This window comes from Blastococcus goldschmidtiae (assembly GCF_031845325.1).
In the GTDB taxonomy this organism is placed as follows: Bacteria; Actinomycetota; Actinomycetes; order Mycobacteriales; family Geodermatophilaceae; genus Blastococcus; species Blastococcus goldschmidtiae.
Window position 1 is genome coordinate 15,760 of the sequence record NZ_JAVREI010000018.1, and the last position, 26,434, is coordinate 42,193.

The 26,434-nt window shown below is 74.1% G+C and carries 28 protein-coding genes; 15 read left to right on the top strand and 13 right to left on the bottom strand.

Features of this window, described 5'->3' with window-relative positions:
• Positions 1-7: 7 nt before the first annotated feature.
• From RM425_RS18790 to RM425_RS18805, 4 genes are read right to left on the bottom strand one after another with little or no spacing between them, the layout of a single operon-like run.
• The gene (locus RM425_RS18790) at positions 8-829 is read right to left on the bottom strand and encodes an ABC transporter ATP-binding protein (protein ID WP_311346751.1); all 822 of its coding nucleotides are present in this window, start codon (positions 827-829) and stop codon (positions 8-10) included.
• The gene (locus RM425_RS18795) at positions 826-1,878 is read right to left on the bottom strand and encodes a FecCD family ABC transporter permease (protein WP_311346752.1); all 1,053 of its coding nucleotides are present in this window, start codon (positions 1,876-1,878) and stop codon (positions 826-828) included. The genes RM425_RS18790 and RM425_RS18795 overlap by 4 nt, the downstream gene beginning before the upstream one ends.
• Positions 1,875-2,918 (bottom strand): FecCD family ABC transporter permease, encoded by a 1,044-nt coding sequence (locus RM425_RS18800; protein WP_311346753.1) that lies wholly within the window; start codon positions 2,916-2,918, stop codon positions 1,875-1,877. The genes RM425_RS18795 and RM425_RS18800 overlap by 4 nt, the downstream gene beginning before the upstream one ends.
• A 25-nt stretch (positions 2,919-2,943) precedes the next feature.
• The gene (locus tag RM425_RS18805) at positions 2,944-3,966 is read right to left on the bottom strand and encodes an iron-siderophore ABC transporter substrate-binding protein (protein ID WP_311346754.1); all 1,023 of its coding nucleotides are present in this window, start codon (positions 3,964-3,966) and stop codon (positions 2,944-2,946) included.
• Between the two features lie 302 nt (positions 3,967-4,268).
• On the opposite strand from RM425_RS18805, the gene RM425_RS18810 reads away from it, so the two are divergent.
• Positions 4,269-4,499, top strand: a complete 231-nt coding sequence (locus RM425_RS18810; RefSeq protein WP_311346755.1) for a DUF3039 domain-containing protein — start codon at positions 4,269-4,271, stop codon at positions 4,497-4,499.
• A gap of 117 nt (positions 4,500-4,616) precedes the next feature.
• Here RM425_RS18810 and RM425_RS18815 read toward each other — a convergent pair whose 3' ends face one another.
• The 5 genes from RM425_RS18815 to ppgK all read right to left on the bottom strand — a co-directional run bounded on the left by RM425_RS18815 (position 4,617) and on the right by ppgK (position 11,198).
• Positions 4,617-5,732, bottom strand: a complete 1,116-nt coding sequence (locus tag RM425_RS18815) for a YihY/virulence factor BrkB family protein (RefSeq protein WP_311346756.1) — start codon at positions 5,730-5,732, stop codon at positions 4,617-4,619.
• 77 nt (positions 5,733-5,809) lie between these two features.
• Positions 5,810-8,032 (bottom strand): VanW family protein, encoded by a 2,223-nt coding sequence (locus RM425_RS18820; protein ID WP_311346757.1) that lies wholly within the window; start codon positions 8,030-8,032, stop codon positions 5,810-5,812.
• Between the two features lie 142 nt (positions 8,033-8,174).
• Positions 8,175-8,399, bottom strand: a complete 225-nt coding sequence (locus RM425_RS18825) for a DUF7455 domain-containing protein (protein ID WP_311346758.1) — start codon at positions 8,397-8,399, stop codon at positions 8,175-8,177.
• A 441-nt stretch (positions 8,400-8,840) separates the two neighbouring features.
• Positions 8,841-10,205 carry an RNA polymerase sigma factor gene (locus RM425_RS18830; protein ID WP_311346759.1) on the bottom strand — a complete coding sequence of 455 codons (1,365 nt, stop codon included), beginning with the start codon at positions 10,203-10,205 and terminating at the stop codon, positions 8,841-8,843.
• 249 nt (positions 10,206-10,454) lie between these two features.
• Positions 10,455-11,198 (bottom strand): polyphosphate--glucose phosphotransferase, encoded by a 744-nt coding sequence (ppgK, locus tag RM425_RS18835; RefSeq protein ID WP_311346760.1) that lies wholly within the window; start codon positions 11,196-11,198, stop codon positions 10,455-10,457.
• A 105-nt stretch (positions 11,199-11,303) separates the two neighbouring features.
• Between ppgK and RM425_RS18840 the strand changes: the two genes are divergently transcribed.
• Complete coding sequence (locus RM425_RS18840) at positions 11,304-12,119, top strand: inositol monophosphatase family protein (RefSeq protein WP_311346761.1); 816 nt, start codon at positions 11,304-11,306, stop codon at positions 12,117-12,119.
• Positions 12,120-12,164: 45 nt separating this feature from the next.
• Here the strand turns inward: RM425_RS18840 and RM425_RS18845 are convergent, their stop codons facing one another.
• Positions 12,165-12,713, bottom strand: a complete 549-nt coding sequence (locus tag RM425_RS18845) for a LytR C-terminal domain-containing protein (RefSeq protein ID WP_311346762.1) — start codon at positions 12,711-12,713, stop codon at positions 12,165-12,167.
• A gap of 101 nt (positions 12,714-12,814) precedes the next feature.
• On the bottom strand, positions 12,815-13,861 hold the full coding sequence (locus RM425_RS18850; RefSeq protein WP_311346763.1) for a phosphotransferase family protein: 1,047 nt from the start codon (positions 13,859-13,861) through the stop codon (positions 12,815-12,817).
• A 296-nt stretch (positions 13,862-14,157) separates the two neighbouring features.
• Here RM425_RS18850 and RM425_RS18855 point away from each other — a divergent pair, with 296 nt between their 5' ends.
• From RM425_RS18855 to RM425_RS18880, 6 genes are all read left to right on the top strand, one after another.
• A complete protein-coding gene (locus RM425_RS18855) occupies positions 14,158-14,457 on the top strand; it encodes a DUF4193 domain-containing protein (RefSeq protein WP_311346764.1) in 300 nt (99 codons plus the stop codon).
• A gap of 89 nt (positions 14,458-14,546) precedes the next feature.
• On the top strand, positions 14,547-15,443 hold the full coding sequence (locus RM425_RS18860; protein ID WP_311346765.1) for a hypothetical protein: 897 nt from the start codon (positions 14,547-14,549) through the stop codon (positions 15,441-15,443).
• Between the two features lie 58 nt (positions 15,444-15,501).
• The gene (dut, locus tag RM425_RS18865; protein WP_311346766.1) at positions 15,502-15,996 is read left to right on the top strand and encodes a dUTP diphosphatase; all 495 of its coding nucleotides are present in this window, start codon (positions 15,502-15,504) and stop codon (positions 15,994-15,996) included.
• A 1-nt stretch (position 15,997) separates the two neighbouring features.
• A complete protein-coding gene (locus tag RM425_RS18870; protein WP_311346767.1) occupies positions 15,998-16,807 on the top strand; it encodes a DUF3710 domain-containing protein in 810 nt (269 codons plus the stop codon).
• Complete coding sequence (locus tag RM425_RS18875) at positions 16,804-17,181, top strand: OB-fold nucleic acid binding domain-containing protein (protein ID WP_311346768.1); 378 nt, start codon at positions 16,804-16,806, stop codon at positions 17,179-17,181. The genes RM425_RS18870 and RM425_RS18875 overlap by 4 nt, the downstream gene beginning before the upstream one ends.
• Positions 17,182-17,257: 76 nt before the next feature.
• Positions 17,258-18,178 (top strand): DUF3159 domain-containing protein, encoded by a 921-nt coding sequence (locus RM425_RS18880; RefSeq protein ID WP_311346769.1) that lies wholly within the window; start codon positions 17,258-17,260, stop codon positions 18,176-18,178.
• A 10-nt stretch (positions 18,179-18,188) separates the two neighbouring features.
• On the opposite strand, the gene RM425_RS18885 is transcribed toward RM425_RS18880, so the two are convergent.
• Both RM425_RS18885 and RM425_RS18890 read right to left on the bottom strand, forming a co-directional pair.
• Positions 18,189-18,866, bottom strand: coding sequence for a potassium channel family protein (locus tag RM425_RS18885; protein ID WP_311346770.1), 678 nt, complete (start codon positions 18,864-18,866; stop codon positions 18,189-18,191).
• Positions 18,866-19,534, bottom strand: coding sequence for a potassium channel family protein (locus RM425_RS18890; protein WP_311346771.1), 669 nt, complete (start codon positions 19,532-19,534; stop codon positions 18,866-18,868). Before RM425_RS18890 ends, RM425_RS18885 begins: the two co-directional genes overlap by 1 nt.
• 171 nt (positions 19,535-19,705) lie before the next feature.
• Between RM425_RS18890 and RM425_RS18895 the strand changes: the two genes are divergently transcribed.
• The 7 genes from RM425_RS18895 to RM425_RS18925 all read left to right on the top strand — a co-directional run bounded on the left by RM425_RS18895 (position 19,706) and on the right by RM425_RS18925 (position 26,416).
• Complete coding sequence (locus RM425_RS18895; protein ID WP_311346772.1) at positions 19,706-21,739, top strand: APC family permease; 2,034 nt, start codon at positions 19,706-19,708, stop codon at positions 21,737-21,739.
• The gene (locus RM425_RS18900; RefSeq protein WP_311346773.1) at positions 21,732-23,057 is read left to right on the top strand and encodes a class I SAM-dependent RNA methyltransferase; all 1,326 of its coding nucleotides are present in this window, start codon (positions 21,732-21,734) and stop codon (positions 23,055-23,057) included. The genes RM425_RS18895 and RM425_RS18900 overlap by 8 nt, the downstream gene beginning before the upstream one ends.
• A 26-nt stretch (positions 23,058-23,083) precedes the next feature.
• On the top strand, positions 23,084-23,296 hold the full coding sequence (locus RM425_RS18905; protein ID WP_311346774.1) for a hypothetical protein: 213 nt from the start codon (positions 23,084-23,086) through the stop codon (positions 23,294-23,296).
• A 76-nt stretch (positions 23,297-23,372) separates the two neighbouring features.
• A complete protein-coding gene (locus RM425_RS18910) occupies positions 23,373-23,615 on the top strand; it encodes a DUF4177 domain-containing protein (RefSeq protein ID WP_311346775.1) in 243 nt (80 codons plus the stop codon).
• Between the two features lie 52 nt (positions 23,616-23,667).
• Positions 23,668-24,036 (top strand): hypothetical protein, encoded by a 369-nt coding sequence (locus tag RM425_RS18915; RefSeq protein WP_311346776.1) that lies wholly within the window; start codon positions 23,668-23,670, stop codon positions 24,034-24,036.
• Positions 24,037-24,136: 100 nt separating this feature from the next.
• Positions 24,137-26,056, top strand: coding sequence for a 1-deoxy-D-xylulose-5-phosphate synthase (gene dxs / locus RM425_RS18920; RefSeq protein ID WP_311346777.1), 1,920 nt, complete (start codon positions 24,137-24,139; stop codon positions 26,054-26,056).
• Between the two features lie 81 nt (positions 26,057-26,137).
• Positions 26,138-26,416, top strand: coding sequence for a thiamine-binding protein (locus RM425_RS18925; RefSeq protein WP_311346778.1), 279 nt, complete (start codon positions 26,138-26,140; stop codon positions 26,414-26,416).
• Positions 26,417-26,434: the final 18 nt, after the last annotated feature.

A 26,434-nucleotide genomic window follows, 5' to 3' on the forward strand; every position in this document is an offset into this window, starting at 1 on the left:
CGCCCGGTCAGCCCTGCGCGGGCACCGGCGCCTCGGCGTGGTGCCGCCCGATCGGCAGCATGAGCGGCTTGCTCGAGACGGGGTCGATCACCACCCGGCTCTCCAGGCCGAACACCGCCCGCACGCAGTCCTCGGTCAGCACGCCGGCGGGATCCCCGGCCGCGTGGATCCGGCCGGCCTCCAGCGCGACGAGGTGGTCGGCGTAGCGGGCGGCGAGGTTGAGGTCGTGCAGGACCATGACGATCGTCGTGCCGCGCAGCCGGTTGAGGTCGGTGAGCAGGTCGAGGACCTCGATCTGGTGGCTCACGTCCAGGAACGTCGTCGGCTCGTCGAGCAGCAGCAGATCGGTCTGCTGTGCGAGCGCCATCGCGATCCAGACCCGCTGGCGCTGCCCGCCGGAGAGCTCGTCCACGGCCCGCTCGGCCAGCGCCGTCGTCTGCGTGGCCTCCAGCGCGGCGGCCACCGCGGCGTCGTCCTCCCTGTTCCAGCGGGAGAAGATGCCCTGATGGGGGTGGCGACCGCGCCCGACCAGGTCGGCCACGGTGATCCCCTCGGGCGCGATGGGGGACTGCGGCAGCAGACCGAGCGTGCGCGCCAGCTCCTTCGCCGGCATCCGGTGCACCTCCTTGCCGTCCAGCAGCACCCGCCCGGCCCGCGGGGCGAGCAGCCGGGACATGGAGCGCAGCAGCGTCGACTTGCCCGAGGCGTTGGCCCCCACGATCGCGGTGATGCGACCCGCCGGCACGGCGAGGTCGAGCTCCTCGATGACGGTGCGCTCGCCGTACGCCAGCGTCAGCCCCTCCGCGGCGAGGGTGTGGGAGCGGGTCATAGCGAGCCTCCGGCCCGGTTGGTGCGGATGATCAGGTAGATCAGGTAGGGCGCGCCGAGCACCCCGGTGACGACGCCGACCGGGAAGCGGGTGTCGAACGCGAACTGGCCGACGAGATCGGCCACCAGCACGAGCAGCGACCCGACCAGGGCCGCCGGGACGAGCAGCGAGCCGTTGGGTCCCACGATCCGCGCCGCGATGGGGCCGGCGAGGAACGACACGAACGCGATGGGCCCGCAGGCGGCCGTGGCGAAGGCGACCAGGACCACGGCGGCGACGATCGCGACCAGGCGCGTGCGCTCCACCCGCACCCCCAGCGCGGCTGCGGTGTCGTCGCCCAGCTGGAGCGCGGAGAGGTTCTTCGTCTGGCCGAGCAGCACCGGGCCCAGCACGAGCAGGGCGATCAGCGCGGGCAGCACCGCCGTCCAGGTCGTGCCGTTGAGACTGCCGGTCAGCCAGCGCAGCGCCTCCTGGTAGTCCCACTGCCCGGCCTTCGTGAGCACGTAGTTGATGACGCTGGTGAGCATGGCGCCGATGCCGATGCCGATCAGGATGAGCCGGGTACCGGCGACCCCGCCCTTGAACGCCAGGCCGTAGATGAGCAGTGCGACGCCGAGGGCCGCGGCGACCGCGAGGGTGGACACGGCCGTTCCGCTCAGTGAGATGATCACGATGCCGACGACGGCCGCAGCGCTGGCGCCGGAGCTGATGCCGATCACGTCGGGGCTGGCGAGCGGGTTGCGGAGCATGGTCTGGAAGGTCACGCCCGCCAGCCCGAAGCTCAGCCCGGCGGCGACGGCCAGGACCCCGCGGGGCAGCCGCAGCCGCCCGACGGTGAACGAGGCCCCCGGCACCCGCTCGCCGAGGACCACGCGCACGACGTCGCCCAGCGGGTAGGACGTCCGCCCCACCATCAGCGTGGTGACGAAGACGGCGACGACCAGCACCGCCAGCGCGGTGATCACCAAGCGGCGCCGCGACGCCCGGCGGACCCGGTTGCGGGCGACCGCGTCGACGTCGGCGGTCCGCGCGGGGAGGAGGGCCGTCACAGCTCGCGCACCTTCTGCCGGCGGACGACCGCGATGAAGAAGGGGGCGCCGATCAGGGCGGTGATGATGCCGACGTCGAGCTCGGCGGGACGCGCGACGATGCGGCCGACGACGTCGGACGCGACCAGCAGGGAGGCCCCGGCCAGCGCCGAGAACGGCAGCAGCCAGCGGTGGTCGACCCCGACCAGCAGCCGGCACAGGTGCGGGACGACGAGCCCGACGAACCAGATGGGACCGGCGACCGCGGTCGCCCCGCCGCACAACAGCACCGACCCGAGGGCGGCCACGCCGCGGGCGACGGCCACCCGCTCGCCGAGCCCGGCCGCCAGTTCGTCCCCCAGGGCCAGGGAGTTCAGGCCGCGGGCGGAGAGCAGGCTGATGACGAGGCCCACGGCGAGGAAGGGCGGCACCGGGGTGATGGTGGAGAAGGTCGTCCCGCCCACGCCGCCGACCTGGAAGGACTGCACGTTGGCCGCGATGTCGCCGCGGGGCAGGGCGATGGCGGTGATGAACGACGTCAGGGCCGCCGACGTGGCAGCCCCGGCCAGCGCCAGTTTCAGCGGCGTCGGCCCGCCGCGGCCCAGCGCGCCGACGGCGTACACGAAGACGGCGGCCAGGGCGGCGCCGGCGATCGCCACGAAGATCCGGCTGGTGGCGGTGAACAGCCCGAACCACGCCAGGCCGGCCACCACGGCCAGCGAGGCGCCCATGTTGATGCCGAGGACGCCGGGGTCGGCCAGCGGGTTGCGGGTGACGCCCTGCATCACCGCGCCGGCCAGCCCGAGCGCCGCGCCGACCAGCACGGCCAGGACCGTGCGCGGTATGCGCTTGGTGACCGCTGCCTCCTCGATGGTCTCCGAGGACCCGCCGAGCGCGGCGAGGATGTCCGACCAGCCGACGCCGCGGGAACCGATGGCCACCGAGGCCGCCACGAGCAGGGCGAGGACCACCAGGACGACGAGCAGCCAGAGGGACCGGACCGATCCCGGACGCCGCCGCGCGGCGGCGTCCGGGGTCGGGACGGGGAGGAGCGAGGTCACGGGAGGGCCGTCACTGGCAGCAGGGTCACGGGGCCTTGTCGGCGGCCTCGGCGAGCATGGACACGTAGTCCTCGAGCACCCAGGAGATCGCCAGCGGCGTGGGGTTCGCGGCCGTGCCGAGCGGGGTGTTCGGCAGCAGCACGATCGCCTCGTTCTGCACCGCGGGCATCTGCGACAGCAGCGGGTCGGCCGTCAGCGCGTCGACCAGCTCCTGGTCGCCGTAGGTGACGATGAGCTCCACGTCGTCCAGCGTGTCGATCTGCTCGGCGCTGATCGTGCCGGAGAACTGGTCGGGGTCGCCCGAGGCGTCCGTGACGCTGGGCGGGGTGGCCAGGCCGAGGTCCTCGAAGAACGCGGCGCGGGTGTCGAACGGCGTGTAGTAGCTGACCTCGCTGAGGTCGGTCGTGTCGACGTGGGTCAGGAACATCGCGTTCTTCCCGGCCAGCTGCGCGTGCTCGCCGACGGTGTCCTCGATCTCCTGCTCCAGGTCGGCGACGAGCTCCTCGCCCTCGTCGGCCATGCCCATGCCGGCCGAGTTGATCTCGATCATGTCGCGCCACGACGTCGCCCACGGGCCCTCGGGGTAGGCCACGACCGGCGCGATCTCGCTCAGCGTGTCGTAGTCCTCCTGGGTCAGCCCGGAGTAGCCGGCGAGGATGACGTCGGGCTCGGTGTCGGCGACCGCCTCGAAGTCGATCCCGTCGGTCTCGTCGAACAGCACCGGCACCTCGGCGTCGAGCTCCTCGAGGCGCTCGGAGACCCAGGGGAGCAGGCCGTCGTCGTCGTCGTCACCGAAGTTGGCCGCCGCCATGCCGACCGGCACGACCCCCAGGGCCAGGGGCACCTCGTGGTTGGCCCAGGCGACCGTGGCCACCCGCTCGGGCTCCGACTCGATCGTCGTGGTGCCGAGGGCGTGCTCGATGGTGACCGGCGCGAAGTCGCCGGAGCTCGCCTCCTCGGTGTCCGTGGAGGAGTCGGCGCAGGCGGCGAGCCCACCGATGAGGAGCGTGGCCGCGGTGAGTGCGACCAGTCGTGGTGCGCGGTGCATGGTGTCCTTCCAGCGTCGTGCCGCGCTGCGGCGCAGCGCGGTGCGTCCGGTCCGTCGGTGGCGCCCCTGCCCGGCGGCGCGCGGTACGGAGACCGGGCGGCATGCTGGAGAGGGCCGCCGAGGGAGCATGCCGACAGAGCCAGTGGAGTTCGTGATGAGGTGAGGCTGGCCTAACTTAGGGCGGCGGGGCGCGGCTGTCCATCACGGGAAGATCACGTTCGCCGCCTGTCATCATGGACACGGCCCGGCGGGTGCCCGGTTCCCGGGTCGCGACCCCGGACGCACACCACGAAGGAGAACCCGTGAGCAGCAGCGACATCCTCGAGCGGCCGGACGTCCGCGACGCCGACACCGGCAACGCCAACGAGGTCTTCCACTACGTCCGCAAGAACAAGATCGCCGAGAGCGCGGTCATGGGCACGATGGTCGAGGCGCTCTGCGGGGAGGTCTTCCCGGTCACCAAGACCCCCAAGCCGGGCAGCCCGGTGTGCCCGGCCTGCAAGGAGGTCTACAACCAGCTCAAGAAGGAGTGAGCGGGGCTCTCTGTCGTCCCGAGTGGGCCCCGGAGGGGTCCGCGCAGGGGCGACCGACGCGCTCAGCGAAGCAGGGGGACGGCTCGTGGCCGCGGTGCCACCCGGAGGGTCGCGTTGTCATCGCCCCAGCCGGCGGGCCTCCGCGGCGAGCTTGGCCTCACGCCTCGCCCGCCGGCGAGGGTCGTGGCGGCGCAGCGGCGCAGGCCAGCGGGCCTGGATGGTGGCGTTGAGCTCGGCCCCTAGCAGGACCGCCATGCCGAAGAAGAAGCAGAACAGCAGGATGCCGATCGGGGCGGCCAGCGCGCCGTAGGGCAGGGCCGCGGTGAGCACGTCGGCGACGTAGGTCCGGAGCAGCAGGGCGGCCACCATGAAGAAGGCCAGTGCCAGCACCGCGCCGGGCAGGTGCCGGCTCCACGGCAGGCGGTTGGGCAGCACCACGTTGTAGAAGCTGGTGAGCGCCAGCAGCAACCCGATGATGACCAGCGGCCAGTAGATGCCGTTGATCAGCACGGTGGCGACCGGCTGCCAGCCGGCAGGCAGCAGCGCCACCAGCACGCCGCGGCCGAGCACCAGCAGGGGCAGGGTCAGGACGGCGATGACCATGCCGACCACGAAGAGCCACAGCGCCTTGAGCCGGGTGCGGATCGGCCCGCGGACGTCCCGCTGGTCGTAGGCGATGACGATCGTGTTCATGAACGTGGCCGTCGCCGATGACCCGGCCCACAGGGAGATCAGGAAGCCCAGGCTGACGACCTCGAGCCGCCCGGAGCTGAGGATGTCGTTCAGCGTCGGGGCGACCAGGGAGTCGACGACGTCGGGGGTGAGCACTTCCGTGGACGAGCTGAGCAGGTAGTCCTCGATCTGCCGGACCGAGTCGGCGCCGATCAGGTCGCTCAGGTAGCCCAGCGAGCCCAGCAGCCCGATGAGCAGCGGCGGGACGGAGAGGATCTGCCAGAAGGCCGCCTCTGCGGACAACCCGAGGATCCGGTCCTGCCACGCCTTCGCCAGCGTGCGGCCCAGGACCTGCAGCGGTACGCGGACGAACGCCGGCCAGGAGTCCAGCCGGCCCGGGCTCCGGTCTCCGACGGGTGTGGCACCTGCATCGGGCCGCTGCCGGGCGGGACCTCCGGCCGGATGGTCGCCGGCGTCGGGTGGCGGGGCATCGGGGGGTGGGGCGTCGGGGGGTGGGGCGTCGGCCTGCGCCGGCGGATCGCCGGGCAGCACAGCGCTCATCCGGTCAGTCTCCACGTCGCGCCCCGGCCCGGGCAGCGGCACCCGCTCGTCCGGGGGATCCCCGCCGGTGGAGCCGCTCAGTGCACCCGCCGGCGGCCGGCACGACCGTTCCCGGGGTGCCGGTCAGCCGGGCGGCGCCCGCCCGACGTGGGAGCGCTGGTCGGAGCCGTTCCGTCCGGGGGAGCGGGGGCCCCCTCCGGCGGGTCGGCCGGGGGCACGCAGGTGATGACCGCCTCGGCGTTGTAGCGGGTGCGGAAGTCCTCCCGGTCGAGCTCCGCGCCCGTGGCCAGGTCCTTGAACACCCGGGTCACGGTGATGTCGAAGCCGGGCACGCCGGACTGCGGGATGCAGTCGCCGTCGTCGACCTTCTCGATCACCGCCGGCTCCCTGGGGTTCCGCCGCTCGCTGCTGATGGACTCGATCTCGTAGCGCTTGGTGCCGTAGAAGGTGACGGTGAGGGAGCGCGGCGTCCACTGCGTGTCGACGTAGACGCCGGTGTCGCTGTCGTTCCGCCACTGGAGGTCGATCGCCCCCTCGTAGACCGTCGCCTCCCGGCCGGCGGGATAGCGGCTGATGTAGAAGCTGTGCGGCTTGTGGTAGACGTCCTCGAGCCCGGCGAAGAACACCGCGTTGAACATCGTGGTGGCGAACTGGCTGATGCCCCCGCCGACCGCGGTGGACAGCTCGCCGCCGCTGATGACGGTGGCCGGCACGTAGCCCTGGGCCGTCCCGCGGGGGCCGGTGAAGGTGTTCAGGCTGAAGGTCTCACCGGGCAGGATCAGCGCACCGTCGACCTCCGCGGCCACGACGCGGATGTTCTCGCCGCTGGCCGGGTTGCTGATGTTCGTGGTGAAGCTGCTGATCTCCTCGCGGATGCCCAGCGCCTCGGCCTCCTGGGTGGTGAACTCGGCCGGCACGGGGCCGGGCTCGGCGGTCACCGATCGCGGTGCGGGGTCGTCCAGCACGGGCAGGAGCTGCTCGACCAGGTGCGCCGGGTCGATCCCGGTGCCGTCGACCGAGGGGACGACCCGCACCGAGCCGCCGGAGACGTCGAAGGTGGCGTCCTCGGCGGGGGTGCCGAAGACGGCCAGCTCGTCCCCGAGGGCGGTCTGCAGTGCGGCCGGGTCCATGCCGACCTCCAGCTCGCCGTCCTCGGTCGGGGTGAAGGTCAGCGACGCGGCCAGGGCGCCGACCGGGACCTCGGCGGTCGGGCCGCCGGGGCCGCCGGTCACCGTGACCGGGGCCGCGAGGGCCGGCTCGACCGTCTCGGCGAGCACGCGCTCGGCCTCGGGCGTGCCGACGGTGACGGGATCGACGTCCACGGGCAGTTCGAGGGGGGTGGCCGGGTCCACCTCGCGGGTGAGGGCCGCGGTGATCGCCTCCTCGGCGCCGTCGCGGTCGAGCGTCCGCCCGTCGGCCGGCTCGACCACGCGGGGGGTGGCGCCCTCGATCGCGATCGTGGCGTCGGCCGGCGCGCGGTCGACCTGCTCGGCGAAGGTCTCCAGCTGGGCGTCGAAGGAGCCGAGCTCGTCGGCGACCGTCGACTCGTCGACCTCGACGACGGGCTGGACCTCGCGGTCGGCGAACAGCGTGGTGAGGCGGGTCCACGGGTTCAGCGGCTGGGCGTCCGCGGTGTCGACGGTCTCCTCGGCATCGAGCCGGATGCCGGCCCGGGCGGGGGAGAAGACGCCTTCCACGTCGTCGGCGACGATGCGGCGGTCGGCGGCCACCCGGTCGCCGAGCTCGGCGTCGAGCCGGTCCACGGCGGCGGCGGGCGCCATCCCGCCGATGTCGACGCCGGCGACGACGGTCGACCGCGGGACGCTGCCGGAGGAGGCGAGGAGGTCCACGCCGTAGGCGGCGGCGAGCACGGCCAGGGCGCCGGCAGGTACGAGCACCGCTCGGCGCCGCCACCACGGGGAGCCCCCGCTCTCGTCACCGTCGGCGGGAGGTGCTCCGTCGCCACCGGCGCCGGAGCCGCGGACGGCCGGGGCCTCCAGCCGGCCCGTGGCGTCGTCCGGGCGGCCCGCGGGCGGGACGTGGTCCTGGGGGGCGGCGGGGGCGTCGGCGACGCCGTGCTGGGCGGTGGTCCCGGTGCCGTTCTCCGGCGCGCCGCTGAGCCAGTCCCGTGACACCGGCCGGGTGTCGTCGACCTCACCCGGGGGCGTCGAAGAATTGTGCAGCTCGGGCGTGTCGCCGTCGTCGGCAGCAGGCCGCGACGGCTCGACCGGTGGTCGGCTGTCGGGCCCTTCGCCGCGCAGGCGCACGGTCTCGTCGTGCGCGGGGGGCTGCTGGGACATGGGGGGATCCTCCGGTCGCCGTCGACCGGGAGTGCCCGGGAACGACGGAGCCGCCGGCCCTCCATCCGCACGAGGCGGTACGGAGGAGCCGGCGGCGTCGTCGGGTGAGGCTGTCATCGCGGGCGCGACGATAGCCGGTCTCTCAGGCAGTTACGTGCTGCTCGCCCTCGGTGTCGATGATGTCGACGGCGATGTCGCGGAGCTTGCCCTCGTACTCCCGTGCGTGGTGCCCGCAGAAGACGAGGTCGCTGCCACTGGCGAGCACGACTCGCACCTTGGCCAGAGCACCACAGCGATCGCAGTGGAAGGGAACGACGAGGTCATCGGTGGGCGGGGTCGTCGTCAGCGTCTGGGTCATCTGGCTCATCACTCGCTCTCTACCGCACGGATCCGCGGCTGCGGATCGGCCTCCTGCACAGCGCCAGGATGGCCCCTCGTGTTCCCGCTCCGCTGTAGGCGAACCAGGACTCACCGATCGAGATGAGTCCGTGATGTACCGGCAGTGGTTCGGGTTCAGCAGGGGACGTCACTGGGGTGGTACCGGTCGTGCACGTGCTGGTGTCGCTCGCCGTGCCGGTCGGGTGACCGGTGCGGCGGTGGGTCCGCTGCTGTTCTGACGACCCACACGCTACGCGGTCTACCCGACAGATGTCGGCGCCAACCCGCGCGCCCCCCGTCCGGGGGGTGGGGGGCTCTGTCTGGTCGTGCCGAGTGGGCCTCGGAGGGGTCCGCGCAGGCGCGACGGACACGCTCTGCGGGACCGGTCCCGGCACGTGGCCGCGGTGTCGTCCGGAGGACGACGATGTGCTCAGTCGAGGTAGTCGCGCAGCACCTGGGAGCGGCTGGGGTGGCGCAGCTTGCTCATCGTCTTGGACTCGATCTGCCGGATCCGTTCCCGGGTCACCCCGTAGACCTGCCCGATCTCGTCGAGCGTGCGGGGCTGGCCGTCGGTCAGGCCGAAGCGCAGCCGGACGACGCCGGCCTCCCGCTCGGACAGCGTCTGCAGGACGCTGGTGAGCTGGTCCTGCATGAGCGTGAAGCTCACCGCGTCGACGGCCACGACCGCCTCGGAGTCCTCGATGAAGTCGCCGAGCTGGCTGTCGCCCTCGTCGCCGATGGTCTGGTCGAGGCTGATCGGCTCCCGGGCGTACTGCTGGATCTCCAGCACCTTCTCCGGGGTGATGTCCATCTCCTTGGCCAGCTCCTCCGGGGTGGGCTCGCGGCCCAGGTCCTGGAGCAGCTCGCGCTGGATGCGGCCGAGCTTGTTGATGACCTCGACCATGTGCACCGGGATGCGGATGGTGCGGGCCTGGTCGGCCATCGCGCGGGTGATCGCCTGGCGGATCCACCACGTGGCGTACGTGGAGAACTTGTAGCCCTTGGTGTAGTCGAACTTCTCGACGGCGCGGATCAGGCCGAGGTTGCCCTCCTGGATCAGGTCCAGGAACGCCATGCCGCGCCCGGTGTAGCGCTTGGCCAGCGACACGACCAGGCGGAGGTTGGCCTCCAGCAGGTGGTTCTTGGCGCGCTCGCCGTCGCGGACGATCCAGTTGAGGTCGCGGCGCATCTGCGGGGAGAGCTTGATGCCCTCCTCCTCGACCTGGCGCAGCCGCTCGGAGCCGTAGAGCCCGGCCTCGATGCGCTTGGCGAGGTCGACCTCCTCCTCGGCGTTGAGCAGCGCGACCTTGCCGATCTGCTTGAGGTAGGCGCGGACCGAGTCGGCCGAGGCGGTGAGCTCGGCGTCCTTGCGGGCCTGCCGCAGCGCCTCGGACTCCTCCTCCTCGTCCCACTCGAAGTCCGTGCCGGGCTCGGCGGCCTCGTCCTCGGCCGGGGCGACCTCGACGCCGTCCTTGCCGGTCATGACCGTCTCGTCGAGCGTGAGCCCCTCGGAGCCGCCGTCGACCACGGCGACGGTGGTGCCCTCGCCGGCCACGGCGGTCAGGACGGCGCCCTCGCCGGCCGGGGTGGAGGGCGTGATCGCCGGCTTCGTCTTCCCCTTGGCGGGCGCCTTCGCGGTCTTCTTCGCCGCGGCCTTCCTCGCCGGCGCCGCCGTGCCGGTGCTCTCCGGGACCGCGGCGGTGGCCCTCGGGGCGCGGGTACCGGCGGCGACCGTCCTGGCGCGCGTGCGGGCGCTCGCGTCGGCTGCTTCCGGTGCTGGCTGGTCGGCGGGCACTCAGGTTCCTTCCCGTGCTGGGGACGTACGCCAGGGGACCGTGTGATCCTCGGGTAGCGGCTCCGGCTCTCGCCCTCGTCGTCGGGGGAGTCCCGGCAGACCGGTGCGGTGTTTGACCGCGCTGGGGTGGGGGATCCCTCACGGCTGGAGGGCGGCGGGCTGGGGCACCGCCATTGTAACGACGGGCCCCGGCGATTCCACTGCCCTTTCCTGCCCGTTCCGCCGGGCGAGTGGCCGGTCGCCCCCGGGTCAGGACTCCGGGCGTTCGTGCGCCGCCAGGGCCGCTCCGACGATGCCGGCGGCGTTCTGCAGCTGGGCCGGGACCACGGGCGTGCGCGTGCTGAGCAGCGGCACCCACTTGGACGCCTTCTTGCTGACGCCGCCGCCGACGATGATCAGGTCGGGCCAGAGCCCGGCCTCCAGGACGTCGAGGTACCGGTCGACCCGGGCGGCCCACTCGGGATAGCTCAGCTCCTCGCGCTCGCGGGCCGACGCGGCGGCGCGGCGCTCGCCGTCCTCGCCGTCGACCTGGATGTGGCCGAACTCGGTGTTGGGCACCAGGCGCCCGTCGACGAACAGGGCGCTGCCGATCCCGGTGCCGAACGTGAGCATCAGGACGACGCCGTCCCGGTCCCTGCCGGCGCCGTAGCGCATCTCGGCGATCCCGGCGGCGTCGGCGTCGTTGAGGGTCGCCACCGTGCCGGGGATGCGTGCCTCGAGGCCGGCGTCGACGTCGGTGCCGATCCAGCTCGGGTCGACGTTGGCCGCCGTGTGCGCCACGCCGTGCTTCATCACGCCGGGGAAGGTGACACCGAGGCGACCGGTCCAGCCGAAGTGCGTCACGATGCGGCCCACGGCGTCGTAGACGGGGTCGGGCAGGGCGGGCTGAGGGGTCTCTATCCGGAGCCGCTCGCCGAGGAGCTGCCCCTTCTCGAGGTCCACCAGGCACCCCTTGATGCCGCTGCCGCCGATGTCCACACCGAAGCCCTGCATCCGGCCAGGTTAGTAAGAGGACCCCGTCGCCCCCCAACACGCGCTCCGCACGCGCCGGGACCCTGCGACGGAGCCGGGGTGTTCCGGCCGGGGGAGGATCGCTGCATGACCCTGCTGCCCGAGTCCGAATCGCTGCTGGCGCTGGCCGTGGCCACCGCTCGCGAGGCCGGCGAGCTGGTCCGGAGCGGACGTGCCACGGCCGGGGACGACGTGGCGGTCAAGTCCAGTCCGGTGGACGTGGTGACCGCGGTGGACACCGCCTGCGAGCACCTCGTCGTCGGGCGGTTGCTGGGTGCCCGGCCCGACGACGGCGTGCTGGGCGAGGAGGGCGCCGAGCGGGCCGGCACCAGCGGCGTCCGCTGGGTGGTCGATCCGATCGACGGCACGGTGAACTTCCTCTACGACCTGCCCGCCTACGCCGTCTCCATCGCCGCCGAGGTCGACGGCGTCGCCGCGGTGGGCGTGGTGCTCAACGCCGCGACCGGTGAGCTCTTCACGGCCGTGGCCGGCGGCGGGGCGTTCCTCTCGACCCCGACGGCGCCGGACCCGGTGCGGCTGACCGGCGGCCGGGCGACCTCGCTCGAGCACAGCCTGGTCGCCACCGGCTTCGGGTACCGGGTCGAGCGGCGGCGGGCGCAGGGGGCGGTCGTGGCCGGGCTGCTGCCCCGGGTGCGCGACATCCGCCGGCACGGCAGCGCGGCGCTGGAACTGTGCGCCGCGGCGGCCGGGCGGGTGGATGCGTACTACGAGGCCGGTCTCGAGCCGTGGGACCACGCGGCGGGCGCGCTCGTCGCCGCCGAGGCAGGGCTGGTGGTGGCCGGGTTGCCGGGCCGGCCCGTCGGCGACCCGTTGGTCGTGGCCGCCGCCCCGGAGATCGCCGAGGACCTGCTCGCCCTGCTGGCCGAGCTGCACCCGGCCTAGCGACGGCCGGGCCGGCGCTTCGCCGGCCCGCGGACGGCCGCGCGGTCAGCAGGCGTTCGCGGCCTCCTCGGCCTCGGCCAGGGCGGCGTCGACGGCCTCGTCCGTGGCCAGGCTCTCGCCGATGACGAAGTCCGGTCCCAGGACGAGGTCGACCTGCTGGGTGGCGCGGACGTCCTGGTACAGGTCGGCGCCGGGGAGGTAGAGCGCCAGGAAGGCGGCGGTGGACTTGCCGCCGACGCCGTGGCGCACCTCGCCCACCCCGGTGACCTCGCGGCCGGTGGGGTCGTTGGCGACCTCGGCGATGGTGAACCCGCGGGCGCCCAGGTTCTCCTTGACGGCCTGGGCGATCCCGGCCTGGTCGGAGGCGTTGAAGACGCGCACCGAGACGGTCGCGGGATCCAGGGCGGCCGGTGCGGGCTCGGCGGTCTCGCAGGCCGCGTCCTGCTCGGCCTGGAGCTCGGCGTCCTGCCGGAAGACGTTCCACCAGACGCCCGCCGCGACCAGGCCCAGCACCAGCAGGAAGATGAGCGGCGGCAGTGGCCGACGCCCGCTGCGGGCGCGCACCGTCGGGCGTTCGGTGCGCAACGTCGTCACTGTCACTCTCCTCGCAGGGACCCGGGTGCCCGCACCGGCCGGGGGGCCCGGGCGCGCGACGGTGGGTCGGTCGGGGTCGAGCTTAGAGCCGGACCGGCCGGCTAGATCGCACCGTCCTCGAGCGCGGCGCGTCCGAGCTCCACGACCGGGTCGATGCGCTCGGCGTACCCGCTGGTGTTCTTGCCGGCCATGGCGCCGGCCGCCGAGCGGGCCACGATGCCGGCGATGATCGCGGCGAACTTGAAGAACGCGAAGCCGACGTACCAGTTGAGGTCGGCCAGGTCCACGCCGGTGCGCTGGGCGTACCGCTGCGCCGCCTCGAGGCGGGTCGGGAAACCGGGCAGCGTGGTCAGTGCGCTCTGGGTCGAGGCGCGGTCCTCACCGGCCTGCGGCCAGTAGACGAACATCATCCCGATGTCGGTGAGCGGGTCGCCGAGCGTCGACATCTCCCAGTCGAGGACGGCCTTGATGCGGCCCGGCTGCTGCGGGTCGAGCAGGCAGTTGTCCAGCCGGTAGTCGCCGTGGACGATGCTCGAGCGCTGGGTGGTCGGCACCGTCTCGGCGAGCCGTGCGGCCAGGGCGTCGAGGTCCGGGCGGTCGCGGTCGCGGGTGGCGTCCCACTGCTTGGTCCAGCGGCGCACCTGGCGCGCGGCGAACCCCTCGGGCCGGCCGAAGTCGGCCAGCCCCACGGCCTCGTGGTCGACCGAGTGCAGGTCGGCCAGGACGTCGATGAGCCCCTCGCCGACGGCGCGTCGCTGCGCGGGCTCGTCGGCGTACCCGGACGGGAAAGCGTTGACGGCGTGGATCCCGACGACGCGCTCCATCACGTAGAACGGCGCGCCCAGCACCGACTCGTCGGTGCACATGTGCAGCGTGCGCGGCACCGGCACGGGCGTGCCGTCCAGCGCGGAGATCACCCGGTGTTCCCGGGCCATGTCGTGGGCGGTGGCCAGCACGGCGCCCGTGGGCGGCCGGCGGAGGATCACCGAGTCGTCGGCGGAGCCGCCCTGCGGGGTCACCACGTAGGTGAGGTTGGACATACCGGCCGCGATGAGCTCGACGGTCACCTCCTGCCACCGCTCGTCGCCCAGCGCACGCGCCAGGTAAGGGCCCACGACGGTCGGATCAGCACCCACGGGAGTCGCCACGGCGGCAGGGTAACCTCTGCCGCTCCGCCGCCCCGACGCCCGTCCGTGCGCCCGATGTGTCGCCCGTGATCCCGCGGGCACAAACCGGGCCCGTAGGGCGTTGGGCGGCTGCCGGACCCGTCCGCCGTCCACCCGGACGGCAGCGAGCGACCGGCACGGACCGGAGGCCCCGCACGCGGGCCGCCGGCACAAGGCACACCGATCGCCCACCGGCGACCGGCCGAGACGACGGAGCCCACCCGGCACCGCGTCAGAAGAGCGGGCCCGACGCCCGCGAGAACCAGGAGGGGCACCCCATGGCCACCGACTACGACGCCCCGCGCCGCAACGAGTCCGACGAGCTCGGCGAGGACTCGCTCGAGGAGCTCAAGGCACGCCGTGCCGAGGCCCAGTCCTCGTCGGTCGACGTCGACGAGACCGACTTCAACGAGAACCTCGAGCTGCCCGGTGCCGACCTCTCGAACGAGGAGCTGACCGTGCGCGTGCTGCCGAAGCAGGAGGACGAGTTCACCTGCTCGCGCTGCTTCCTCGTCCAGCACCGCAGTCGGCTGGCCGCCACCAAGGGCGACGACCTGTACTGCCGCGACTGCGCCTGAGGACGACCCTCTGCCCCCGCCGCTCGCAGGATCGCGGCGGGAGCCCGCAGGGGGCCGGTCCTGGTGACCCGGATGACGAGGAGCGGGTGATGAACGAGGACTCGTCGCGCACGGCCGCCCCGCGCGACGTCCCGCCACCGCGTCCGGTCGCGCCCGTGCCGGTCCCGGCCGAGGAGGGCGGGCTGGGCCGCGCCGCGCGAGCGGTGGCAGAGGCGGTCGCCGGCCTGGTCGGCGGTGCCGACCAGGCTCCCGGTCCGGCCGCGGACCAGGCTCCCGGGCGGACCGCCGGAACCGGCCTGCGCGACGTGCTCGGCGCCGTCGCCACGGCGGTGGGCGCCTCCCTCGGTGGTGGTGCGGGTGCACCCACCGCGTCCACGGGCCTGGCCGACGAGCCGCCTGCCGGGGCGGGCCGGTCCCCGGGGGCGGTGCTGGGCGACCTGCTGGCCGCCGCTGCGCCGCGGCTTCCCATCCGGAACGCGGCCCGGCTGCGCGCGGCCTACCCGGGCTCCTCCGACGAGGAGATCACCGCCGCCCTCGTCGCCCGCGCGGCCCGGGCCACCTCCGGCATCGGTGCGGCGACCGGCGGCCTGTCCGCCGCGCACTGGTTCGCGCCGCCGTCCCTGCTCGCCGTTCCGCTGGAGCTGGGCGCGGAGACGGTCCTCACGGCCGCGGTCGAGGTGGTGCTCATCGGCGAGCTGCACGAGCTGCACGGCCGGCCGGCACCCGGGGACGCCCGCGAGCGCGGGGCGGCCTACCTGTCCAGCTGGTCGGCGCAGCGCGCGGTGTCGAGCGGCTCCGGCCTCGGATCGGTCCTGGGGGCCGCAGGCATGCGCGCCCTGCGGCGGCGCGTCGGGCGCCGGCTCGTCGGCAACGTGCCGACGGCGGCGCCGCTCCTGCTCGGCGCCGCACTGGCGGGGCGGAGCAACCGGCGGGCCACCGAGGGCCTGGCCGCGCGAGTGCTGCGCGACCTCCGCGGCGGAGCCTGACCGTGTGCCCAGGGCCGGCGTGACCACCGGACCGCCGGGCGCGGCTAGGGTCGCCGACGTGCCCGACCTCCCCCCGTCCGAGCTGGACGTGCCGGTCTCCCTGCTGTCCGCCGGAGGTGCCGTGCCGCGTTATGCGCTGCCCGGCGACGCCGGCGCCGATCTGACCCTCACCGAGGACGTCGAGCTGGCTCCGCTGCAGCGGGCGGTCGTCGGGACGGGGGTGGCGGTGGCGATCCCCGAGGGCTATGCCGGATTCGTCCACCCGCGTTCCGGGCTGGCCGCCCGGCACGGCCTGGGCGTCGTGAACGCCCCCGGCACGATCGACTCCGGCTACCGCGGGGAGATCAAGGTGATCCTGGTCAACCACGACCCGGCCACCCCGCTGACCCTCCGCCGCGGTGACCGGATCGCGCAGCTGGTCGTGCAGCCGGTGGTGCGGGCCCGCTTCGTGCCGGTGGAGCAGCTGCCCGACAGTGCACGCGGCACGGGCGGGCACGGCTCGACGGGGGGCTTCTCGGGGCGGATGACCACGGTGGACGAGGAGCAGGACTGACATGCCGTTCGGACGACGACGCAACCGGATCGACCGCAGCCTGCGCGAGCGCGGCGTGCCGCCGGAGCCGCAGGTCCGCGAGCGCGACGTGGAGGAGACCACCGGGCCCTGGGACGTCGCCGACGCACCCGAGGACGGCATCACCCGGCTGGACCTCGGCGCTCTGCGGCTGCCCGCGCGCCCCGGGATGGAGCTGCGGGTGGACCTGAACCAGCAGCAGCAGGTGATCGGGGCGACGCTGCGCTCGGGGGACTCCCTGCTGCAGGTCTCGGTGTTCGCCGCGCCGCGGGCCGCCGGTATCTGGGACGACGTCCGCCAGGACATCGTCCGGACGGCGTCGGGGCAGGGCGCTTCGCTGCGAGAGGTCGAGGGGCCGTTCGGCATCGAGCTGGCGGGCACCGTCGTCGCCGCTCCGCCGGCGCAGCCCGGGCAGCCCGCGCCCGAGCCCGTCCGCCGTCCGGCGCGGTTCCTCGGGGTCGACGGCCCGCGCTGGTTCCTGCGCGGCACCATCAGCGGCTCCGCCGCCTCCAGCCCGGAGGCCGCGGCCGCGCTGGAGGACGCCTTCCGCGCCATCGTCGTCGTCCGGGGCAGCGAGCCCATGCCGGTGCGGGAGGCGCTCCCGCTGACCCTGCCGCCCGAGGCGGCCGCACGGGTCGCCGCCCAGCAGGAGGCGGCGGCCGCCCGGCCGGCGGGCGCGGCACCCAGGACCCCCTCCACCGGCGGGCCGGGGGGCACGGCGCCCCGGACGCCACCCGCCGGGGGGAGCGCCGGCGCCGCCCCCGCCCCCGGCGGCACTACGCTGGGTCCGTGACCGAGACCCGTCCCGTCGGCTGGCTGTCGCGGACCCTGCAGCGACTGACCGCCGACGACCAGGCGATCGACGCGGAGGAGCTCCGCGCGGAGTCCGCCAGCGCCGGCTGCGAGCCCCTCAGCGCCTGCCGCAAGGGCGCCGTCGTGACGGTGACCGGGCGGCTGAAGTCGGTCGTCTACACCCCCCGGGAGACGGTGCCCACGCTCGAGGCCGAGCTGTTCGACGGCTCGGGGTCGGTCACGCTGGTCTGGCTGGGCCGCCGGCGCATCGCCGGCATCGAGCCCGGCCGCACGCTGACCGCACGCGGTCGGTTCGCCGCCTTCGACGGCAAGCGGGTCATCTACAACCCCTGGTACGAGCTGGGTTCCTGCTGAGAGCCGCTGCGTGCGGGAACGACGTGCCCGGCGGGGACGGTGGGTACGACGGAGCCGGCGGTCCACTGCCGGCAGCGTGGACGTGGGGGAGGGCGCAGTGATGGAGCGGGCGAGCGACATGACCGGTCCGGACGGCGCGGCGCCGTCCCCGGACGGCGGCCGGCCGGCCGGCACGGGTGCCGACCGGCCCGACGACGACGCCGGTGAGTCGTCGTTCGTCTTCGACCGGCACCTGGTGCTCGACCAGCTGGGCGGCTGGCGCGGCATGGTCGACGCCACGGTGCCGACCATCGCGTTCATCGTGGCCAACGGGATCGCCGGGTTGCGCCCCGGCATCTGGGCCGCGCTCGGCGCCGCCGTCCTGATCTTCGGGCTCCGGCTGACCCGCCGGGAGAGCGTGCAGCAGGCGGTCAGCGGCCTGTTCGCCGTCGGCGTCGCGGTCGCCATCGCGGCCGCCACCGGGCAGGCCCGCGACTTCTACGTCCCGGGCATCATCCGCAACGCCGCGCTCGCCGTCGTCCTGCTCGGCTCCATCGTGGTGCGCCGGCCGCTGGTCGGGGTGATCGCGGAGTTCCTCGCCCCCAGCCACCTGGGCGCCATGTCGACGCCGGGTGCGGCGCTGCCGCGGCTGCGTGGCCGGGTGGACCCGGTCGTCCTGGACCCGCCCGGCGCGGCCGCCCCGGCGACCGGCCGGGGCCTGCCCGACCCGCCTCCCGAGCGGCCCTGGCGGGAGGACCCGCGGCTGCTGCGCGCCTACGGGTGGCTGACCGTGCTGTGGGCCGCGGTCTTCCTCGTCCGGGCCGCGGTCCAGGGGTACCTCTACCTGGGCAGCGAGAACACCGACGCCACCGATCTGGGCGTCGTCTCCCTCCTGCTCGGGGTGCCCGTCACCGCCGTGGAGATCCTGGTGACGCTCTGGGTCGTCTCCCGGCTGCACCGCCACCGGTCGGTCATCGACCCCGCGCCGCCGGAACCCGACGAGCGCCCGTCGGCCTGAGGGGACGCGCTCAGGCCTGCCCGGGTGCCTTCGGCGGGGCGAGGATGACCTTGAGCTGGTCCTCCACCTCGGCGTGGGTGATGAACAGCAGCTCGTCCCCGGCCTCCAGCGGCTCGTCCGGGGACGGGGTGATCACCCGCTCGCCGCGGAGGATCGCCGTCAGCACCGTCTCCCGGGGGAGCGGCACCTCCCGCAGCGCGTGGCCCACCCAGGGCGTGTCCTCGGCGAGCGTGATCTCCACGAGGTTGGCCGCGCCCTTGCGGAAGCTCATCAGCCGGACGACGTCGCCGACGGTGACCGCCTCCTCGACCAGGGCCGCGAGCACCCGCGGGGTGGAGACGGCGACGTCGACGCCCCAGGCCTCGGTGTAGAGCCATTCGTTACGGGGGTCCTTCACCCGCGCGACGACGCGGTTGACCGCGAACTCGGTCTTGGCCAGCAGGGAGACCACGAGGTTGGCCTTGTCGTCGCCGGTGGCGGCCACGACGACGTCGCAGGTGGCCAGCTGCGCCTCCTCGAGGGAGGAGACCTCGCAGGCGTCGGCCTGGACCCATTCCGCACCGGGCACCGAACGGGTGCGCACCTTGCGGCCGTCCTTCTCGATGAGCATCACGGTGTGCCCGTTGCCCAGCAGCTCCCCGGCGATCGACCGGCCGACGGCGCCCGCACCCACGATGGCGACCCGCATCAGTGCTCGCCTGCCCTGGGCCCGCGCTCGACGACGTCGTGCACCCGGCCGGTGATCTCGTCGGTCACGGCGAGGACCAGCTGGTCGCCGTCCTGCAGCACGGTGGTCGCCGTCGGCAGCTGGGACTCCCCGAAGCGGACCAGCCAGGCGGCACGGGCCGCCGTGGCGGCCTCCAGCTCGGCCAGCCGCCGGCCCACCCAGCCCTCGGTGACGGTGACGCGCATGAGCGACACCTTCCCGGTGGGCTCGCGCCACAGCTCGCTGACCTTGACCGAGAGCAGTTCCCGGATGAGCCGGTTGACCGTCCACGGCACGGTGGCGACGCTCGGGATGCCCATCCGCTCGTAGACCTCGGCGCGCTTGGAGTCGTAGATGCGGGCCACGACGTGCTGGACGCCGAACGTCTCGCGGGCCACCCGGGCGCTGATGATGTTGGAGTTGTCGCCGCTGCTGACGGCGGCGAAGGCGCCGGCGGAGTCGATGCCGGCGTCCAGCAGCGTCTGCCGGTCGAAGCCGAGGCCGGTGACCTGCCGGCCGCCGAAGTCCGGCCCCAGCCGGCGGAAGGCGGCGGGGTCCTGGTCGATCACCGCCACGCTGTGCCCGACCTCCTCGAGCCGGCGGGCGACGGCGGAGCCGACCCGGCCGCAGCCCATGACGACCACGTGCACGAGGTCTCCTCCGGAAGGCGTCGCGCCGGCGGCCGTCCGCCCGCGCATCCGGGCGCGAAGTTACACCCGTCCCCGCGGTGTTCCCGCCCGAACCGGGGCGCCTCACCCGCGTGAGGAGTAGTACAGCCCGGCGACGGCGATCCGTCCCCCGCCGTCCGTACCATCGCCGCCGTGCCCACGCTGTCCGACCTCGGACAACTCCCGAAACGGATCGTCCTCGGTCGTGCCGTCCGCAGCGACCGCCTGGGTGAGTCGCTGCTGCCCAAGCGGTACGCGCTGCCCATCTTCGCCAGCGACCCGCTCTCCTCGGTGGCCTATGCCACGCAGGAGATCCTCATCGTCCTGACGCTGGCGGGGACGGCCTTCCTGTACCTGGCCCCGTGGCTCGCGGTCGGCGTCGTGCTGCTGCTGATCACGGTGGTGCTCAGCTACCGCCAGGTGGTGCACGCCTACCCCTCCGGCGGGGGCGACTACGAGGTCGCGATGAAGAACCACGGGCAGTTCGCCGGGCTGACCGTGGCCAGCGCGCTCCTCGTGGACTACGTGCTCACCGTCGCCGTGTCGGTGTCGGCCGGTACCGACAACATCATCTCGGCGTTCCCGTCGCTGGACGAGCACCGGGTGCTCATCGCCGTCGGCCTCGTCTCCCTGCTCGCCGCCGCCAACCTGCGCGGGGTCCGCGAGTCGGGCAGGGCCTTCGCCGCCCCGACCTACCTCTTCATCGCCGGCATCGGGATCCTGATCGTCACCGGGCTGATCCGCTGGTTCGTGACCGACGGCGGGCTGGTCGCCGAGACCTCGCAGTACTCGGTCACGCCGGAGCCCGGGTACGAGAACCTGGCCGGGCTGGCGCTGCTGCTCTTCGCCCTCCGCGCCTTCGCGTCCGGCTGCACCGCACTGACCGGGGTGGAGGCCATCGCCAACGGCGTCCCGGCGTTCCGGGCGCCGAAGAGCCGGAACGCGGCCACCACGCTCGCGCTCATGGGTGGCATCGCGGCCGCGATGTTCGCCGGGGTGACGGCGCTGGCCCTGCTGGCCGACGTGAAGTACGTCGAGCACCCCTGCGACCTGGTGGGCTTCGCCGACTGCGAGACCGAGCCGCAGCGCACGGTCATCGCCCAGCTCGCCGCCGCGACGTTCGGCGGGGACACCTCCCTCGGCTTCTTCTACATCCAGGCCGCCACGGCGCTGGTGCTGATCCTGGCCGCGAACACCGCGTTCAACGGCTTCCCGCTGCTGGGCTCGGTCCTCGCCCAGGACCGGTTCATGCCGCGCCAGCTGCACACCCGCGGCGACAAGCTGGTGTTCAGCAACGGCATCCTGCTGCTGGCCGGGTTCGCCGTCCTGCTGATCGTCGCGTTCGACGCCGACGTGAACCGGCTGATCCAGCTCTACATCATCGGCGTCTTCACCAGCTTCAGCATCGGCCAGTGGGGCATGGTGCGGCACTGGAACCGGGAGATGCAGAGCACGGCCGATCCGGCCGAGCGCCGCCGGATGCGCCGCTCCCAGATCATCAACACCCTGGGCGGCACGCTCACGACCATCGTCCTGGTGATCATCGTGATCACGAAGTTCACCCACGGCGCCTGGCTGGTCATCGTGTCGATGCCGGTCCTGTTCGTCCTGATGCGGGCGATCAACCGGCACTACTCGTACGTCTCCGAGCAGCTGGTGCCCGACACCGACGCGCGCACGCTGCCCAGCAAGGTGCACGCCGTCGTCCTCGTGTCGAAGGTCCACAAGCCGACGCTGCGGGCGCTGGCCTTCGCACGGGCCACCCGGCCCGACGAACTCACCGCCCTGACGGTCAACGTCGACGACGCCGAGACCCGGGGCCTGCAGGCCGACTGGGAGCGGTTCGACATCCCCGTGCCGCTGACCGTGCTGGAGTCGCCCTACCGCGAGATCACCCGGCCGGTCGTCGACTTCGTCAAGAACATCCGCCGGGGCAGCCCCCGCGAGCTGGTCGTCGTCTTCGTCCCGCAGTACGTCGTGGGGCACTGGTGGGAGAACCTGCTGCACAACCAGAGCGCGCTCCGGCTGCGCGCGCGCCTGCAGTTCCAGCCCGGCGTGATGATCACGACCGTGCCCTGGCAGCTGGCCAGCTCGGTCGGCCGGGACGACGACGGGCGCGGCGGGCCGGCGCCCGGTGACCTGCGGCGCGGGCTCACCGACGACTCCGACGCGGTCCCGTATGGCTGACCGTCGCGGCCGGCGCCCGGGTCGCCCCGCGCGCACCGACGGCGGGCGCCGGACCGCGCAGCCCCGGCCCGACCGGGGCGGTGGCTGGACCGGCACCGAGTTCGAGGTGACGGTGGGCCCGGTGGCCCACGGCGGGCACTGCGTGGCCCGGCACGAGGGGCGGGTCGTCTTCGTCCGGCACAGCCTGCCCGGCGAGCGGGTCGTGGTGCGGGTGACCGAGGACCGGCACCCCGGTTTCTGCCGAGCGGACGCGATCGAGGTCCTGGAGGCGTCACCGGCGCGGGTGGAGCGGCCCTGTCCCTACAGCGGACCGGGCCGGTGCGGCGGCTGCGACTGGCAGCACGTCGACCCGGCCGAGCAGCGCCGGCTCAAGGCCGCCGTGGTCCGCGAGCAGCTCACCCGGCTGGCCGGCCTCGCCGACGTCGCGGTGACGGTGGAGGAGCTCCCGGGCGGGGCGCTGCGCTGGCGCTCGCGGGCCCGGTTCGCCGTGGACCGCACCGGGGCGCCCGGGCTGCGCCGGCACCGCTCGCACGACGTCGTCGTCCTCGACGACTGCCCGATCACGGTGGAGCCGGCCGCGCAGGCGGTGCTCTCCCGGCGGTGGCCGGGCGCCGGTGCGGTCGACGTCTCCATCGACTCCGCGGGTGCGGTGACGACCAGCCGGCTGGACCGCGGCGGGCGGGCGACGTCCAGCCGCGTCGTCCGGGCCGGCGGCGAGCTGCCGGAGGAGCCGGTCACGCGGGCCGAGCGGCGTGCGGGCGGGCGCGACTGGGAGGTGGAGGGTACCGGCTTCTGGCAGGTCCACCCCGCCGCCGCGGACGCCCTCGTCGGGGCGGTCGCCGGATTCGCCGCCGTCCGCCCGGGCGAGACGGTGCTGGACCTCTACGCCGGTGCCGGACTGTTCGGCGGTGCGCTGGCACCGACGGTGGGGGAGACCGGCCGGGTGGTGTGCGTCGAGTCCGACCCGGGCGCCTGCGCCGCTGCCGACGCCAACCTCGCCGACCTGCCGCACGCCGAGGTCTGGCAGGGCGAGGTCGACGCCGACGGGCTGCGCGAGCTGCTCGAAGAGCTGGGCACCCCGCCCGACGTCGTCGTCCTGGACCCGCCGCGGGCGGGCGCCGGCCAGGCGGTGAGCCGGCTGTTGGCCGGCACCGGTGCGCGGGCCGTCGTCTACGTGGCCTGCGACCCGGCGGCACTGGCGCGCGACGTCGCCGCCTTCGGCGAGGCCGGCTACCGGCTCGCCGGCATCCGCGGCTTCGACGCCTTCCCGATGACCGCCCACGTGGAGTGCGTCGCGCTGCTCGTGCCGGAGCCGTAGCTCGCGGCGTGGGGGACACTGGGGCCATGACCGACCCGGGCCGCCAGTGCGACGCCTCCGACTGCGGGCGCCGCGCCACCCAGGTGGGCGTGGTCGAGCTCCCGATCCGGCCCCTCGAGCTGCGCCTGTGCGACGAGCACGTCGCCGCGCTCCGCGCCGGCAAGCTGCGGGGGATGAGCCAGGAGCAGCGCCCCGGCGGGAGCCGCTCCGCGCGACCCCAGGTCTCCTTCACCGAGTAGCCGGCGCAGGCGTGCGCTCCGGCGTCGTCTCCGTCCCCGGATGACCCCCGCGCAGCCGGTTGGCTACCGTTCAGGGGTGCCCACGTGGGAATACGCCTCGGTCATCACTGCCAACGATGCGGAGTCGCAGCGGGCCGGCGTGAGCGTCAAGCTCCCCGGCGGTTCGTCGGAACGCCAGCAGGGCGACACCAGCACGGTGCTCAACCAGCTCGGCGCCGAGGGGTGGGAGCTGGTCAGCTACCACTCCAGCGGCGCCGGTACCTGGGGTTTCGAGCAGTTCTGGTTGAAGCGCCAGAGCGAAGCCCGACCCCCCGCCTGAGGCGTCGCGTGTCCGTCGAACGGATGTTCGACGGATGCGCCACACTGGAGCGGTGGATGCGACGGTGCCGCCGGGCTGGCCGGACGAGGTCCGGCCTCCGGGCGCCCCTGACTGGGAGCACACGGCAGTCGCCTGGCTCTACGACCTCGTCCCGCCGGACTACCGGGCGCACGAGGTGCTGCGCCGCTACCCGGTGCTGCTGGCCCGGTTCGCGGCGGACCACGTCGCCGCCGGGCTGGAGGCGGCCCGCGCGGGCTGGCGCACCGTCCGGGTGGAGCTGGCCGACCAGCTGCCGGCCGAGGCGATCGAGGCGGCCATGCGGGCCTACGAGCGGGAGGGCGCCCGGCTGGCGTCCGCCGCCCGGGGCGTGGAGGTCGTCGCCGGGGCGCTGCGCGGCGAGCGCTGGGTCCCCCGCCTGTGAGGGATCGCGCTTTCCGGTCGGGTCCCGGCCACGCGGGTACGGTTGAGCGGCGGCGACCAGTCGCGCCGTGCTCCCGACGCCAGGAAGGACCCGCCGCGACGTGCCGCTCCTGCGATCGCTCCGTGGCCCGGAGGACCTCCGCGCCCTGCCCCCCGAGCAGCTCCCCGTCCTCGCGGCGGAGATCCGCGACGCGCTGGTCACCAGCGTGGCCAAGACCGGTGGGCACCTGGGGCCGAACCTGGGCTGCGTCGAGCTGACCATCGCGCTGCACCGGGTCTTCGACAGCCCGCGCGAGCCGATCGTCTTCGACACCGGCCACCAGTCCTACGTGCACAAGATGCTCACCGGGCGCGTCGAGGACTTCCAGCGCCTGCGCCAGCGCGGCGGTCTGTCCGGCTACCCGAGCCGTGCCGAGAGCGAGCACGACTGGGTGGAGAACAGCCACGCCTCGACGTCGCTGTCCTACGCCGACGGGCTGGCCAAGGCCTTCGCCATCCGCGGCGACTCGCGTCCCGTCGTCGCCGTCATCGGCGACGGCGCACTGACCGGCGGCATGGCCTGGGAGGCGCTGAACAACATCGCCGCCGCGCAGGACCGCCCGGTGGTCATCGTGGTCAACGACAACGGCCGCTCCTACTCGCCGACCATCGGCGGCGTCGCTGACGCGCTGGCCACCCTGCGGCTGCGCCCCGGCTACGAGAACGCCCTGCTGCAGGTGCGCCAGGCGCTGCACCGGGCACCGGTCGTGGGGACGGCGCTGTACGACGCGCTGCACGCGATCAAGAAGGGCCTCAAGGACGTCCTGTCGCCGCAGGGCATGTTCGAGGACCTCGGCATGAAGTACGTCGGCCCCGTCGACGGGCACGACATCGAGGTCATGGAGTCCGCGCTGCGCCGGGCCCGGTCGTTCGGCGGCCCGGTCATCGTGCACGCCGTCACCACCAAGGGCTTCGGCTACGCGCCGGCCGAGACCGACCAGATCGACGCCTGGCACGCGACCGGCATCTTCGACCCCGACAGCGGCGCGAGCGTCCGCAAGACCGGCCGTCCGTGGACCGACGCGTTCTCCGACGAGCTGGTGCGCGTCGGCACCGAGCGGCCCGACGTCGTCGCCATCACCGCGGCGATGTTGCACCCGACCGGGCTGGCCGCCTTCGCCGAGCGGTTCCCCGAGCGGGTCTTCGACGTCGGCATCGCCGAGCAGCACGCGCTGACCTCGGCGGCCGGCCTGGCGATGGCCGGCATGCACCCGGTCGTCGCCGTCTACTCGACCTTCCTCAACCGGGCGTTCGACCAGCTGCTCATGGACGTCGCCCTGCACCGCCAGCCCGTGACCGTGGTCCTCGACCGCGCCGGCGTGACCGGTGAGGACGGCGCCTCGCACAACGGCATGTGGGACATGTCGATCCTCTCCGTCGTGCCCGGCGTGCACCTGGCCGCGCCACGGGACGAGGCGACCCTGCGCGAGGCACTGCGCGAGGCCGTCGCCATCTCCGACGGCCCGTCCGTCATCCGCTTCCCCAAGGGCGTGCTCCCGCCGGACGTGCCGGCGCTCGAGCGCCGCGGCCCGGTCGACGTGCTCCGTCGCGGGGGGACTGACGACGTGCTGCTGGTCGCCGTCGGCTCCATGGTGCCGCTCTGCCTCGCCGCCGCCGAGCGCGCCGCCGACCAGGGCATCGACGTCACCGTCGTCGACCCCCGGTGGGTGCTGCCGGTGTCCGAAGAGCTGGTGGCGCTGGCGGGTGACTTCCGGCTGGTGGTGACCGTCGAGGACGGCGGCCGCGCCGGGGGAGTGGGCACCACGCTCAGCCAGGCCCTGCAGGACCGCGACGTCGACGTGCCGGTGCGGGCCCTGGGTCTGCCCCAGCAGTTCTTCGACCACGGCAGCCGCGGGCAGGTGCTGGCCGACGTCGGCCTGACCGAGCAGGACGTCGCGCGCCGGATCGCCGAGTGGAGCGCGAAGCTCGGCGAGCGCAGCGACACCGCGGTGGCCGAGCGGGTGGACGGCGCGCAGCAGTAAGAGGACCCCGTTGCCCCCCGCCACTCGCAGGCTCGCGGCGGGCCCCTGCAACGGGGCCGTCCGACAGGAGGGACGAGTCACATGATCGCCGAGATCCAGGTCGCGCCGTCGCCGCCCGGGACGCCGGACGACCCGCACGCGCACGTCGAGGCGGCCATCGCGGTGATCCAGGCGTCCGGCCTGCGGTACGAGGTCGGGGCGCTGGGCACCACGCTCGAGGGCGACGCCGACCAGGTGTGGGCCACCCTGCGCGCCGCGCACGAGGCGATGGTCGCCGCCGGCGCGACCGGCGGGCTCTCGCACATCAAGGTCGCCTCGGTGAACCGGACGATGGACAGCCTCACCCACAAGTTCCGCTGACGCCCGAACCGGGCGGCT

Coding starts and splice junctions, on each gene's coding strand:
- RM425_RS18805 (WP_311346754.1), bottom strand. CDS start 3,966: ATGCACCGCGCACCACGACTGGTCGCACTCACCGCGGCCACGCTCCTC.
- RM425_RS18870 (WP_311346767.1), top strand. CDS start 15,998: ATGCCGTTCGGACGACGACGCAACCGGATCGACCGCAGCCTGCGCGAG.
- RM425_RS18885 (WP_311346770.1), bottom strand. CDS start 18,866: ATGCGGGTCGCCATCGTGGGTGCGGGCGCCGTCGGCCGGTCGATCGCC.
- RM425_RS18905 (WP_311346774.1), top strand. CDS start 23,084: ATGACCGACCCGGGCCGCCAGTGCGACGCCTCCGACTGCGGGCGCCGC.
- RM425_RS18855 (WP_311346764.1), top strand. CDS start 14,158: ATGGCCACCGACTACGACGCCCCGCGCCGCAACGAGTCCGACGAGCTC.
- RM425_RS18790 (WP_311346751.1), bottom strand. CDS start 829: ATGACCCGCTCCCACACCCTCGCCGCGGAGGGGCTGACGCTGGCGTAC.
- RM425_RS18825 (WP_311346758.1), bottom strand. CDS start 8,399: ATGAGCCAGATGACCCAGACGCTGACGACGACCCCGCCCACCGATGAC.
- RM425_RS18900 (WP_311346773.1), top strand. CDS start 21,732: ATGGCTGACCGTCGCGGCCGGCGCCCGGGTCGCCCCGCGCGCACCGAC.
- RM425_RS18840 (WP_311346761.1), top strand. CDS start 11,304: ATGACCCTGCTGCCCGAGTCCGAATCGCTGCTGGCGCTGGCCGTGGCC.
- RM425_RS18860 (WP_311346765.1), top strand. CDS start 14,547: ATGAACGAGGACTCGTCGCGCACGGCCGCCCCGCGCGACGTCCCGCCA.
- ppgK (WP_311346760.1), bottom strand. CDS start 11,198: ATGCAGGGCTTCGGTGTGGACATCGGCGGCAGCGGCATCAAGGGGTGC.
- RM425_RS18815 (WP_311346756.1), bottom strand. CDS start 5,732: ATGAGCGCTGTGCTGCCCGGCGATCCGCCGGCGCAGGCCGACGCCCCA.
- RM425_RS18820 (WP_311346757.1), bottom strand. CDS start 8,032: ATGTCCCAGCAGCCCCCCGCGCACGACGAGACCGTGCGCCTGCGCGGC.
- RM425_RS18925 (WP_311346778.1), top strand. CDS start 26,138: ATGATCGCCGAGATCCAGGTCGCGCCGTCGCCGCCCGGGACGCCGGAC.